Genomic DNA, 12,965 nt, shown 5'->3' with positions numbered 1-12,965 from the left:
CGGCCGGCGGGCCCGGTGGCGGCGATGGTCCGGGCGCCGGCGGTCCGGGCGGCGCCGGCTCAGGGGAGACCTCCGACGGCTCCTACAGCGTCGGCGACAGCGAGGCCACCACCACGGACGACGGCACCTACCTGCGGGGCGCGCAGGTCACCGATGCCAACGGGGTCGCCGCGTTCACCACCGTCTTCCCCGGCTGGTACATGGGCCGGACCACGCACATCCACGTCAAGGTGCACGTGGACAAGAAGACCGTGCTGACCACCCAGCTGTTCTTCGACGAGGCCCTGCTCGGCGAGGTCTACGCCGGCGCCCCGTACGACGAGCACACCGGACGCGGGAACAACACGAACAATGCCCAGGACGGCATCTTCGACGAATCCGGCCTGGTGACCGTCGTCAACACCGCGGACGGCTATCGCGGCGCCGTCAACATCGGCGTCTAGGCAGTCGTGCACNNGTTGACGGGTCCACGGGCCCGTCAACCGCGCACGAGCCGCCGAGCGGCCATGATGGAGGGCATGACGCGCTCCGGAATCGACCTCACCCACCTCGACACGGGCATCCGAGCCCAGGACGACCTGTTCGTCCACGTCAACGGCCAGTGGCTCGACGGCTACGAGATACCCGCCGACCGGGCCGTCGACGGCGCATTCCGCACCCTCTACGACCAGGCCGAGATCGACGTGCAGGCGATCATCACCGAGTCCGCCGCGGCCGCGGGCGCGCCGGGCACCGACTCGCAGCGGATTGGCGACCTGTACAGCTCGTTCATGGACGCCGACGCCGTCGAGCGCGCGGGTCTGGAGCCCATCGCGGCGGAGCTGGCCGAGGTCGACGCCGTCGCCGACGGGTCCGCGCTCGCGGGTCTGCTGGGTCGGCTCGAGCGCGTCGGAGTCGGCGGCGTGGTGGCCAGCTATGTCGACACCGACGCCAAGGACTCCACCCGCTACCTGGTGCACCTCACGCAGTCTGGCATCGGCCTGCCCGACGAGTCCTACTACCGCGAGGACTCCTACGCCGACACCCGCGAGGCCTACCGGGCGCACGTGCAGGCCATGCTCGCCCTCGCCGGCAGACCCGACCCGGCCGGCGACACGCAGCGCATTCTCGACCTCGAGACCGCGATCGCGGCCGGCCACTGGGACGTGGTCAAGCGGCGTGACGCGGAGCTGAGCTACAACCTGGTGACGTTTGCGGACCTCGCCCCCGAGAACCCCGGGTTCGACTGGGCCGCATGGGTCTCCGGCCTCGGCGGCACCACGGAAACGTTCGCGGAGCTGGTGGTCCGCCAGCCCAGCTTCCTCGCCTCGATGACCGCGCTGTGGGCCGAGCGCCCGCTCGAGGACTGGAAGGCGTGGACTGCCTGGCGGGTGATCCACTCGCGCGCACCGTATCTCACCGAGGACGTGGTCGCCGAGAACTTCGACTTCTACGGCAGGACCCTGACCGGCGCGGAGGAGAACCGCGAGCGGTGGAAGCGTGGTGTGACGCTGGTGCAGGACCTGATCGGCGAGGCCGTCGGCAAGCTGTACGTGGAGCGGCACTTCCCCGGCCAGGCCAAGGCACGGATGCAGGAACTGGTCGCCAACCTGCAGGAGGCGTACCGGCGCAACATCTCCGAACTGGAGTGGATGGGACCCGAGACCCGCAAGGCCGCGCTGACCAAGCTGGAGAAGTTCACCCCGAAGATCGGCTACCCCGACAAGTGGCGCGACTACTCCGGGCTGCAGATCACCGCCGACGACCTGGTCGGCAACTACCGCCGCGGTTACGCCGCCGAGCACGACCGCGACCTGGCCAAGCTCGGCGGCCCGGTGGACCGTGACGAGTGGTTCATGACGCCGCAGACCGTCAACGCCTACTACAACCCCGGGATGAACGAGATCGTCTTCCCCGCAGCCATCCTGCAGCCGCCGTTCTTCGACGCGGAAGCCGACGACGCCGCCAACTACGGCGGGATCGGCGCGGTGATCGGCCACGAGATCGGGCACGGCTTCGACGACCAGGGCGCCAAGTACGACGGCGACGGCAACATGGTCGACTGGTGGACCGACGACGACCGCACCGAGTTCGGCAAGCGCACCACCGCGCTGATCGAGCAGTACAACGCCTTCGAGCCGAAGGCACTGCCCGGCCACAAGGTCAACGGAGAGTTCACCATCGGCGAGAACATCGGCGACCTGGGCGGGCTGTCCATTGCACTCGAGGCGTACCGGATCGCGTTGGACGGCAAGCAGGCCCCGGAGATCGACGGGCTGACCGGACTGCAGCGGGTGTTCTTCGGGTGGGCCCAGGTGTGGCGAACCAAGGCCCGCAACGAGGAGGCCCTGCGCCGCCTCGCCGTCGACCCGCACTCGCCGCCGGAGTTCCGCTGCAACGGCGTGGTGCGCAACCTGGACACCTTCCACGACGCGTTCGACGTGACGCCCGGCGACGACCTCTACCTGGAACCCGAACTCCGCGTGCGCATCTGGTAGCGGAGCCGTCGTGTTCGTGCGGAGTTGGCGGGCGGATCGGTCCGCCCGTCAACCTCGCGCGGCGCGCACCCTCCGGTAGTCCCGCCTGTTCTGCTTGCCGTAGCGGACGGCGAACCGCTCGATCGCCGCGTCGAACGCCGCCCCGCTGCCGAGGTACCCGTCTATCGCAATCGGATCCCCGGTGCGGGCGTGGGCGCGGGCCAGCGCGCTCGCACACACCCGCGCGTACACCCGCATGCCCTCCGGCCGCATGACGCTGATGTCGAAGCCACCCTTCTTGTCCCGCAGCTGCCGAACGTAGAAGTCGCGGCCCAGCGGACCGGTCCCGGTGAACCAGCCGAGGAACGGGTCGCTCGCACTCTGGATCAGGCGCTGCCCCTCCACCACCCGCTGCCCCTGGTCCCGGTACTCGACGCCCTCGACGTACGGCGCCAGCACCGATTCCTGTGCCTCCTTGATCTGCAGGAACAGTGGGTCCTGGGTGGTGTCCCCGACGAACAGCACGATGAAGCACATGGTGCCGACGGACCCGACCCCCACTACCTTGCGCGCGATGTCCTGGAAGCGGTACCGCGCCACCAGCTGACGGCGGTCGCTGGCGAGGGTGTCCAGGTAGTTGGCATAGGCGTCGAAGAGCAGCTTGGTCGCCTCGGCGTGCCGGTCGTGCGGGAGCCGCACCACCAGCGGCGGATCCTCCTTGATCCGCAGGCCCTCGCTGGTGACGGTCGCGAACCGTGCCAGGTTGTCCAGCGGGGTGCGCCGTTCCGCCTTCGCGAACACCGCCTCGGTGGCGGCGACCGGCCGGGAGCCGACCATCTCCCGCACCAGTTCACGCAGGGCGTCCGCCTCGATCCGTGCGTACCAGATGTCTAGGGAGGTCATGCCTGCCGCGCGCGCCATCGTCTCCCGGTACGCCTGCCCCACCACCCGGGCGGCCGCGCGCGCCTCCCAAGGTTCGTGACCGTCCTCGACGGACGCGACGAACACCGACGCCGCGAGCCGCTTGACGTCCCACTCGAAGGGGCCTCGATGCACCTCGTCGAAGTCGTTGAGGTCGAACACCAGTCGCCGGTCCGGGCCGGCGAAGAGTCCGAAGTTCGCCAGGTGGGCGTCCCCGCAGGCCATGACCATCAGGTCGGTGCGCGGCCCGTGTGCGAGGTCCCACGCCATGATCGCCGCCGACCCCCGCAGGAAGCTGAACGGCGAGGCCAGCATCCGCTGGTACCGCAGCGGCACCAACTCGGGCACCCTGGTGGCGTTCTGCCGGTCGAGGATGCCGGTCGGGTCGGGGCGGTCGGCGGACGGTGACCACTCGCCGAGTGCCTCCCGCCGGACGGTGGCTCGCAGCCTTTTACCGCGCCGACGTCGAGCATCGGCGGGTTCCGGCGGCTCGAAAACGGCACCTGCCATCGCCCGATGGTACCGCCGCCGAGAACGTTTCCGCAGCTAGACGAGACGATTGTGCAGCGCGGCGGTCAGACGGCGATCGGCTCAGCCGTGCTGATCCGAAGCGCCGCGACCAGTTCCCGGTACAGCGCGTCGGAGCGCAACAGCTCGGCATGGGTGCCGCTGGCCCGAATCCGCCCGTCCTCCATCACCAGGATCCTGTCCGCGTCGATCACGGTGGAGAGCCGGTGCGCGATGGTCACCACAGCACTGTCCTTGGACAGTTCGCGGATCACGTCGTGGATGGCGGCCTCGGTGCGGCCGTCCACCTGGGCGGTGGCCTCGTCGAGCAGCAGCACGTCGGGGCGCCGGACAATGGCCCGCGCCACGGCGATTCGCTGCCGCTGGCCCCCGGAAATGCTGGTGCCGGACACATCGCTGTCCAAGCCCTCGTCCAGCGCACGGACCATGTCCTCGAGGTGCACCGCGCGCAATGCCTCCCAGACCTCGTCCTCGCTGGCCCCCGGGTGGGTGAACAGCAGGTTCGAACGCATCGTCCCCGGCACGATGGGAGTTTCCTGCTCTACGTACGCCAGCCGCGAGCGCACCTGTTCGTACGAGATCTCCGAGAACGGGACGCCGTCGAGCAGGATCTCGCCGCTCTCGGGGTGGAGGAAGCGCAGCAACAGCGAGAACACCGTGGTCTTACCGGCTCCGGACGGACCGACGATCGCGGTGTGGCCACGCGCGGGGATGCTCGCACTGACCCCCCGCAGGGACGGTTCGGAGCCGGGTGCATATCGTGCGGTGACGTCGACAAGCTCGAGCACCGGCACGTCCGGCGCGGCATGCAGCTGCCGGACCTGGACCTCGTCCTGCTCTTCGGCCTCCATCGCCTGGACCTCGCGGATCCGTCCTGCCGCAGCGATCCCCGCCTGGAAGAGCGTGAAGTTCTGCGTCAGCTCCGTCACCGGCATCATCATCATGAACGCGTACATCAGGAAGGCGACCAGACCGGACACCGCCAGGGCGCCGGTGCTGACCCGCCACGCCCCGAAGGCCAGGATTCCGACGATGGCGAGCTGCAGTCCCGCACCGGCGACGGTCCAGACCACCGCGGAGATCCGTGCGACACGCACGCTGTGCAGCTGCGAGTCCTTGGCGTCGACGATGATCCGCTCGGTCTCCCGATCCTCTGCCCGGCTGGACTTCACCGTGCGGATCGCGCGAAGCGCACCCTCGAGCACGCCGCCGAGTCGGCCCACGGATTCCTGCACCTTCCGCTGCGACTTCCCGATCATCGGCATCAGCACCGCCGCGAGCACACCCACCACCGCCAGGGCACCCACCATGGTGCCCAGCAGGACCAGGTCGAGCACCGCCATCATCACCAGCGTGCCGACGATCGCCACCACTCCGTTGACAATGCCCACCAGCGACGTGGACGTGGCCTCCCGCAGCAACATGGTGTCCGAGGTGACGCGAGTGACCAGCTCACCGGACGGCCGCTTGGTCACGCTTGCCACGGTGGCACGAAAGTAGCTGCGCACCATCGATTCCCGCGCCTCGAACACCACCCGGGCGGCGAGCGAACCCATCAGGTTCAGCTGCACGAACCCGATGCTGCCGGCGGCAAGGAGCAGCAGCACCAGGATGGTGATCGGCCCGCCGAGCCCGCCACCGGTACCCAGCGTGTCGAGAACCACCTTGATCATCATCGGCAACRCGAGCCCGACCGCGGTGAACGCGCACGACAGGACCAGACCGATCGACAGTGCCACCCGGTGCGGACGAATGAAGGACCACAACAGTCGCACGTTCGGCCAGGACTCCTGCGCCGTCGAATCAGTCATGTCCATCAGTGAACCATCAATGTCCCATTTATGTCGTGGTTTGTTCCAGATTGGATCTCAATGCTGTTACCGTCATTCCATGTCCATAGATTCCGCCACCGAATCAGGCACACGGGCCCGGACTCGCCGCGCGATCCTCGACGCGGCATTCCAGACCCTCGGCCGAAACTCGGGTGCGTCGCTCGGAGAGATCGCCGCCGAGGCGGAGGTCGGGCGTAGCACGCTGCATCGCTACTACCCAGAGCGCGCCGACCTGCTGGTCGCGCTCGGCCAGGACGCACTCGACAAGCTCGGCGCGGCACTGGATCGGGCCCGCCCCGTCGACGGGCCGGCCGACGCCGCATTACGTCGGATGAGCCACGAGTGCTTCGACCTCGGCCCCGTCCTGACACTCGTGTTCGGCGATCCCCACTCCCTGGCGAACCAGGAGTTCTGGGACCGTCTGGGCACCATCGACGCGCCCCTGATCACCCTGATCGAGCGGGGCCAGCAGGAAGGCTCCATCGGCCGCGCACTCCAGGTCCGCTGGATCCGCAGGATGTTGTGGTGGACGCTGCTCACCGGCTGGGAGAGCTTCGAGCACGAGGGCTACTCGCGGACCGAGGCACTCGAGGCCATCGACATGACGATCTCGGGCATTACGCGAGACTAGGGCTCCGCCCCACCCTCACCGGTTCCAGTCCCCCAGTCCGTCGCGGCCGTCGAGGACACCGCCCGCGGTGTTCTACACGATCACCGGGTCGCCCTTCTTGGCATTCTCGAAGAACCACCGGCCGTCCTCGGTGCTGACATTGAGGCAGCCGTGACTGACGTTCGTGTAGCCCTGATCCGCGACCGACCACGGCGCCGCGTGCAGGAAGATGCCGCTGTAGGAGATGCGCGTGGCGTACTCCACGTAGGTCCGGTAGCCCTCCGGCGACTCCACCGGAACACCGTAGGTGGACGAGTCCATGTACATCTCACGCACTCGCTCGCCGACGATGTAGGTGCCGTTGGGCGTCTCGTGACCGGCCTTGCCCATCGAGGTGGGCATCGCCCTGACCACCTCGCCGTTGCGGGTGACCACGATCTGCTTGGTGTTGTCGTCCGCCGTCGCGACCAGGGCGTCGCCGATCCGGAACGCCGACCGCGCCCCGCCCGCCTCGACCACCACGTCGGCGTTCGCCGGCCAGAACGCATTCGGCCGCCACCGGACCTGGCTGTCGCTGATCCAGTAGAAGTGGCCGTCCACCCTCGGGGTGCTGGTGATCGGGACCGCCCGCTCGGCCTGGGCGCGGTCGCCGATGCTCTCGTCGAACCGGATGACGATCGGCTGCGCGACGCCGACGACCTCGCCCTCGGACGGGTCGAGGCGTGGCGCCGAGAAGTTTGCAGGACCCACCGGCGGCTCCACGGGCGCCGGCGAGACCGGCACGGGCAGCCCGGGGACGGTCGGCAACTCAACGGCCGGCAGCGACAACGCCGGCAACTCGGGCTTCGGCAACTCGGGTAGCTGCCACTGGGGCAGGGTCGGCGCCTCAGGCCCACCCGGGAACAGCGGTGCCGCCTGCGCCGGCGGGATCACCACGACCCCGACGGCCACCGCCCCCAGCAGTGCGGCCCCGATTCGCGCCGCCCAGCGCGCCCGCCCGGTCGTCTCGGTACCCATCTCGCCCCCGTCGCTCGGCTGCCGCCGATCCGCCGCGACGAACACGGCCTCCTGCCGACAGCGCCTCAAACTCCTTACCCATGGTAATCAGGTGTCCGATTTGCGCAGGTGTCCCACGCCGGTGGCGGGCTGGGAACTCGAAGGCCGAGCCGGCGCCTGCGGTTACGGGCGAGCCGCGATCGCCTGTGCCTTCGCACCGAGACGGGCCAGACGCAGGTCGCCCAGTGCGGTGAGCGCGCTGCCCATCCTGTTGGTGACATAGCCCAACGACAACCCGGTCGCGGGGTCCGCGTACCCGCCGGAGCCGCCGACGCCGTAGTGCCCGAACGCGTACCGCGGCTGGACCGGGGTGGCGACGAAGACCGGGTGGTACCCGAGCCGCCAGTTCACCGGCGCGCCCCCGAGGACGTAATCGCGACGACGGGTCTGGACGGTCCCCATCTGGGCAATCGTCTCCGGCCGCAAGAACTCTCGCCCGTCGATCGTCCCGCCGTTCGCGATGGCGCCGTACATCCTGGCCAGTGCCCGTGCGGTGAACACCCCGTTCCAGCCCGGCATGACCGCATCGTGCACGGCGGGATCCCGGACCAGTTCGTCGAAGCCGTCCGGCATGGCCGCCTCGGCGAGCCCGTTCAGCGGGCGCACCCGGGTGAGCACCGACGACGTCGGACCCCACGGCATGCCGCCGGGGTTGATGTGCGGGAACAGTTTTGCGATCCGGTCCCGCTTCTCCACCGGCACCCGATACCAGAAGTCCGCCGCCCCGAGCGGTTCGGCGATCTCGGTGCGCACCACGTCCGTGAACTCACGGCCGGACGCGCGGGCCACGATCTCCGCGACGATCCAGCCGAATGTCACCGCGTGGTACCCCGGCCCGGACAGCCGCCGGGGGTCCGGCGGGCTCGCGGCCAGTGCGGCGACCACCGTGTCGTAGTCCAGCAGCGCACGTTTGCCCGGGACCAAGCCGCGGACCTTGTGCAGTCCGGCGCGGTGGGTGAGCACGTCGCGGACCGTGATCCGCTCCTTGCCTGCCGCCGCGAACTCCGGCCAGTAGGTCGCCACCGGCTCGTCGTAGGACAGCACGCCGCGCTCCGCGAGTCGGTGCACCACGGTGCTGGCGACGCCCTTGCCGGTGGAGAACGACAGCGCCATCGTGTCGTGGGTCCAGCGCCGGTCGCGGTCGGCCCAACCGGCCCAGATGTCCAGCACCAGTTCGCCGTCCAGGTACGCCGACAAGGCCCCGCCGCCGTGCTGCGGGCGGCGGTACATCGCGAAGAACCGGTCGGCCAGCGGCAGGAACCGCGGGTCCACGTGCATCTGTGTCGGCGGCCGGGTGATCTCGTCGAGGTGGTGGATCCGGGCGGTGCGCTCACTCATCGTCACACCACGCCGGCGCGTTTCGCCGCGGCACGCACCTGCCAGGCGGCGATCAGCAGCAGCACACCCTCGATGATCGCGAACACGCCGATCAGCTTGATCAGACCGATGATGCCGTCCCCGGGGAAGATCACCAGCACCAGGCCGAAGACCACCGCCAGCACGCCGATCAGCAGCAGCCAGCCCCAGTGCGCCCCGCCGGCCGCGCGCACCTGGAACGCACCGAGCACCTCGAGCACGCCGATCAGGATCGCCCAGAAGCCCACCAGGTACACGAAGACCAACGCGGTGATCTCGGGCCACACCAGGACCGCGATGCCCGCGGCCACGGAGACCAGCGCGGCGACCAACCACCACACCCACCCCGGGCTGACCGACCGGGCCGCGATCGCACGGGCCGCGGTGACCAGGCCGTCGATGATCCAGTAGATGCCGACGACGAATACCAGCGCGTGCACGGTCACCGCGGGCCAGGCGATCGCGACGATGCCGAACACCACGGCGATCACGCCGCGCAGCACCACCGACCACCACACGTCCTTGCCTATTCGCAGGATGGCCTCATTGCTGCCGACGAGAGGACTGTCCGTCATCGCAACCTCCGACTGTGTGCGGGACGCCCGGTCGCCGGAGCGCCTGGGCGGGTACCGCGAGCCTACTGTCGACGGGCACGCCGAGGGGCCGGAAAGCTGTTACTCAGGGTGGCAAACGGCTTCGGCCCGAACCGGCCGCGGCGCGTGGTTTACCGTGCAGTGATGAGCGCCCCCCGCGAAGGCCGGATCGACCTCGAGACGGTGTCGCTGTCGACACTCGAATGGGGTCCGCGCGGCGGTCCGCTCGCATTGTGCCTGCACGGATATCCCGACACGGCGTGGACGTGGCGGCATCTCGGCCCGGCCCTGGGCGAGCGCGGCTGGCGGGCGATCGCACCGTTCACCCGCGGCTACGCGCCGTCGTCGATCCCCTCCGACGGCAGCTACCACATCGGCGCACTGATGGACGACGCCGTGGGAATCCACACTGCCGTCGACGCCGACGATTCGGCCGTCCTCATCGGGCACGACTGGGGATCCGTGACGTCGAACGGGCTGGCAGCACATCGCGATTCGCCGTTCGGTCGCGTGGTGTCGATGGCCGTGCCACCGGCGCCCGCATTCGTCCCGCGCCGGTCCCCGTCGGAGCTCCTCGCCGTGCCCCGGCTCCTGGCCACCCAGCTGCCGAGAAGTTGGTACCTGCTGTTCAACCAGCTGCCCCGGGTGTCGGAACGCTCACTCGACCGGCTGATCCCCCACCTTTGGCGCCGCTGGTCGCCGGGCTACGACGCCGGCGAGGACCTCGAACATGTTGCGGCGGCACTGGAGTCGACCGCAAGCCGGACCGCGGCCCTCGGCTACTACCGCGCCGCGCTGCGCCCCGTCCCCCGGCCTCCGGCGCGTTACCGCCACTGGCAGTCGGCCCTCCTGCAGGCACCGACGGTGCCGATGCTCTACCTCCACGGCGACGACGACGGCTGCATGACGCCGCGCTACGCGGATCGCGTGCAGGCAGTGCTGCCACCCGGCGGCCGGGTGGCACGGATTCCGCGCGCGGGCCACTTCCTGCACCTGGAGCAGCCCGAGACCGTGAACCGGTTGGTCCTGGACTTCGTCGGCGAAGGCTGACCGCTCCGGCGCGGCGGGTCACTGCTGCCGCGGTTGTGCCCGCCGCTCGTACCCCGAGCGGGCCAGATGATGTGCACTGCCCAGCAGTTCACGGATCGCCGGCTCCGTCCGCGACCCCGGATTCACCACGCCAGCCAGCCCAGCGTGCCGTAGACGGGGTGCGGCATCACCGTGTCGGCCACGCTCGGGTCGACCTCGCTCATGGTGGCGTCGCGCGGCCTCAGGCCTGTCCGACCGACGAAGGCGTCCGTGCCGGCGAAGAGATTCAGCCGGAAGGTGTCCGGGCGGTTGAGGCGCGATCGCTCGTCGCCCGGGTAGTCCTTCGTCACGATCGTCGCGAACGGCTGGGTCGTCGTGGGAACCTCGCCGTCGGGTGCGTAGTAGAAGAACGTGTCGCCCCAACTGACCTCCGGCGAACCGTCACCGGGCGTAGGCCGGAGGGCGAGAACCCCGCCGAGGCCGTCGAGGAACTCGATGATTTCTTCGATGCTCATGTGTTCCAGCTTTTCATTCATGTGCTTGTGGAGACTTTGGCCCAGATACACCAGGGTGGACKGGTGGGAAGTCGCAAGTCGGCCGGAATCCGGACGATCGATGTCGCGCGCCGGGCCGGGTACTCCGTCCAGCAGGTGCGCAATCTCGAACGGGACGGCGTGCTGCCGCCGGCCGGACGCACCGACGCGGGATACCGGATCTACGACGAGACGCATCTGCGTTCCGCACTGGCCTACCGCGCCCTGGCGGACGGCACCGGGCCGATCGAGGCCAAGGAGATCATGCGCGCGGCGCAGGCACACCGCACTTCGGGCCTGCTCGCCCTGCTCGACGCGGCGCACGCCCGGCTCCACACGGAGCGGCGGGAACTCGCGCTGGCCGAGCGGGCGGCCTCGGCAATTTCCGAGGAACCCATCGACGACGTCCGCCCGTCGGACGCGATGAGCATCGCCGAACTCGCAACCGCGCTGGGTGTGCGCCCCTCGACGTTGCGGCACTGGGACGCGGAAGGCCTCGTCGTTCCCCGTCGCGACTCCCCGCGGGCCCCGCGGCGGTACCTCCCCGGCGACGTGCGGGACGCACGAATCGTCCATCAGCTCCGGATGGCCGGCTACCGCATCGCGCCGCTCCAGGCCTTGCTGCCGCAGCTGCGACGCGTCGAGCGGTGGGACGAAGTATCGGCCACACTGGCCGCCCGGGGCGCGAGCATCGACGCCCGGTCGAGGGCTCTCCTCGAGGGTGCCGCCGCACTCCACGCCTTGATCTCCCCGACTGTGGCCCCGGCTCCCGGCGGGCGGTAGTTCGTCAGTGCTTCGAGGCCTTGTCCTGCCCGGTCAGGTCCCTGTCCCGGCTCGGCTGCACCCGCTTCGGCTCGCCCGGCATCTTCGGGTACTGCGGGGGGTACGGCATGTCCCCGAGACCGTTCGACGCATCCCGCTCGGCCATCTCCAGCAGCCCGTCGAGCGAGTGCACGACGGCGTCGATGCCGGCGGCCGGGTCGCCCCGCCGGGCCACCAGGTCCGGCACCGTCGCGATGGTGAAGTCGTCCGGCTCGACGTCCGCGAGCTCGGCCCAGGTCACCGGCGTCGACACCGTCGCCCGCGGGGTCTTGCGCACCGAGTACGCCGACGCGACCGTCTTGTCCCGCGCGGTCTGGTTGAAGTCCACGAAGATCCGCGCGCCGCGCTCTTCCTTCCACCAGGCGGTCGTCACCCGCGTGGGGTCCCGGCGTTCGACCTCACGGGCCAGCGCGATGACGGCGCGCCGCACCTCGATGAAGTCCCAGCGCGGCTCGATCCGGACGTAGACGTGCACGCCCCGGCCGCCGGACGTCTTGGGGTAGCCGACCAGGCCCAGCTCGTCGAGCAGCGGCGCGAGCACGTCCAACGCCACCGCCCGGGCCTCGGCGAACCCGGTGCCGGGCTGCGGGTCGAGGTCGATGCGCAGCTCGTCGGGCCGGTCCGGGTCGGCCGAGCGCACCGGCCACGGATGGAAGGTCACGTTGCCCATCTGCGCGGCCCACACGATGTCGGCGGGGCTGCGCACCAGCAGCGCGTCGGCGGTCCGACCGTTCGGGTTGGTGACGGTGCAGGTGCCCACGTACTCGGGCCGCTTCGCGGGGATCCGCTTCTGGTAGATCTCCTCGCCCTCGATGCCGTCCGGGAACCGCTGCAGGTGGGTCGGCCGGTCGCGCAGCGCGGTCATGATGCCGCCGCCCTCGTAGAGCGCGATGGTCCGGTAGTACTCCACCAGGTGCCGCTTGGTCCCGCCGTCGGCGCCGAGCTGCGGAAAGTAGATCTTGTCGGGGCTCGACAGCCGGACCGCGATGCCGTCCACGTCGAGTTCGACTGCGGCGCCTGCACTCTTGGCGGCCATCACGGCATCCTCAGTCGCGGCAGGGGCACGGTCGTCACGGGGGTACCGCCTTCGAGTTCGTCGGCCAGGTGGACGGCCCAGGCGCACAGGCCGCTGACGTCGAGCGCGTGCGGGGGCCGGGACTCGTAGGCGCCGACGAGATCGGCGCCGCGGCGGAGCTCGCGCGCCGCGGCGGGCCCGTCCCCCACCGCGG

General features: G+C 70.1%; 12 protein-coding genes and 1 pseudogene. 5 read left to right on the top strand and 8 right to left on the bottom strand.

The features are described 5' to 3' along the window. Both AC1DU4_RS25305 and AC1DU4_RS25300 read left to right on the top strand, forming a co-directional pair. Window positions 1-443: peptidase associated/transthyretin-like domain-containing protein (locus tag AC1DU4_RS25305; RefSeq protein WP_477844575.1), on the top strand; the 443-nt coding region annotated here is incomplete at its 5' end. Window positions 444-509: 66 nt separating this feature from the next. Next, complete coding sequence (locus AC1DU4_RS25300; RefSeq protein WP_477844577.1) at window positions 510-2,477, top strand: M13 family metallopeptidase; 1,968 nt, start codon at window positions 510-512, stop codon at window positions 2,475-2,477. Window positions 2,478-2,525: 48 nt separating this feature from the next. On the opposite strand, the gene AC1DU4_RS25295 is transcribed toward AC1DU4_RS25300, so the two are convergent. Both AC1DU4_RS25295 and AC1DU4_RS25290 read right to left on the bottom strand, forming a co-directional pair. Further along, the gene (locus tag AC1DU4_RS25295; protein WP_477844573.1) at window positions 2,526-3,887 is read right to left on the bottom strand and encodes a DUF2252 domain-containing protein; all 1,362 of its coding nucleotides are present in this window, start codon (window positions 3,885-3,887) and stop codon (window positions 2,526-2,528) included. Window positions 3,888-3,952: 65 nt separating this feature from the next. Continuing rightward, window positions 3,953-5,716: an ABC transporter ATP-binding protein gene (locus tag AC1DU4_RS25290; protein ID WP_477844571.1), complete on the bottom strand. Its 1,764-nt coding sequence runs from the start codon at window positions 5,714-5,716 to the stop codon at window positions 3,953-3,955. 79 nt (window positions 5,717-5,795) lie between these two features. On the opposite strand from AC1DU4_RS25290, the gene AC1DU4_RS25285 reads away from it, so the two are divergent. Beyond that, window positions 5,796-6,368 (top strand): TetR/AcrR family transcriptional regulator, encoded by a 573-nt coding sequence (locus AC1DU4_RS25285; protein ID WP_477844569.1) that lies wholly within the window; start codon window positions 5,796-5,798, stop codon window positions 6,366-6,368. Between the two features lie 72 nt (window positions 6,369-6,440). On the opposite strand, the gene AC1DU4_RS25280 is transcribed toward AC1DU4_RS25285, so the two are convergent. The 3 genes from AC1DU4_RS25280 to AC1DU4_RS25270 form a co-directional block, all read right to left on the bottom strand. Continuing rightward, complete coding sequence (locus AC1DU4_RS25280; protein ID WP_477844567.1) at window positions 6,441-7,364, bottom strand: L,D-transpeptidase; 924 nt, start codon at window positions 7,362-7,364, stop codon at window positions 6,441-6,443. 162 nt (window positions 7,365-7,526) lie between these two features. Beyond that, window positions 7,527-8,741, bottom strand: coding sequence for a serine hydrolase domain-containing protein (locus tag AC1DU4_RS25275; protein ID WP_477844565.1), 1,215 nt, complete (start codon window positions 8,739-8,741; stop codon window positions 7,527-7,529). Window positions 8,742-8,743: 2 nt separating this feature from the next. Further along, window positions 8,744-9,334 carry an HdeD family acid-resistance protein gene (locus tag AC1DU4_RS25270; protein WP_477844563.1) on the bottom strand — a complete coding sequence of 197 codons (591 nt, stop codon included), beginning with the start codon at window positions 9,332-9,334 and terminating at the stop codon, window positions 8,744-8,746. A 162-nt stretch (window positions 9,335-9,496) separates the two neighbouring features. On the opposite strand from AC1DU4_RS25270, the gene AC1DU4_RS25265 reads away from it, so the two are divergent. Then, on the top strand, window positions 9,497-10,402 hold the full coding sequence (locus AC1DU4_RS25265; RefSeq protein WP_477844562.1) for an alpha/beta fold hydrolase: 906 nt from the start codon (window positions 9,497-9,499) through the stop codon (window positions 10,400-10,402). A 122-nt stretch (window positions 10,403-10,524) separates the two neighbouring features. Here the strand turns inward: AC1DU4_RS25265 and AC1DU4_RS25260 are convergent, their stop codons facing one another. Beyond that, window positions 10,525-10,896, bottom strand: coding sequence for a DUF6194 family protein (locus AC1DU4_RS25260; protein WP_477844560.1), 372 nt, complete (start codon window positions 10,894-10,896; stop codon window positions 10,525-10,527). 63 nt (window positions 10,897-10,959) lie between these two features. Here AC1DU4_RS25260 and AC1DU4_RS25255 point away from each other — a divergent pair, with 63 nt between their 5' ends. Then, entirely contained in the window at window positions 10,960-11,697 is a 738-nt protein-coding gene (locus AC1DU4_RS25255) for a MerR family transcriptional regulator (RefSeq protein ID WP_477844558.1), read from the top strand. A 4-nt stretch (window positions 11,698-11,701) separates the two neighbouring features. On the opposite strand, the gene AC1DU4_RS25250 is transcribed toward AC1DU4_RS25255, so the two are convergent. Continuing rightward, window positions 11,702-12,772, bottom strand: a complete 1,071-nt coding sequence (locus AC1DU4_RS25250; protein ID WP_477844556.1) for a DNA polymerase domain-containing protein — start codon at window positions 12,770-12,772, stop codon at window positions 11,702-11,704. After that, a pseudogene (locus AC1DU4_RS25245) lies at window positions 12,772-12,965 on the bottom strand (DUF309 domain-containing protein); the annotation flags it as partial. The pseudogene AC1DU4_RS25245 and the gene AC1DU4_RS25250, both read right to left, overlap by 1 nt.

It is taken from the genome of Rhodococcus sp. P4_F5 (genome assembly GCF_056401315.1).
The sequence above is the reverse complement of the archived record's forward strand: the minus strand, read 5'-3'. Positions and strand labels throughout refer to the sequence as shown.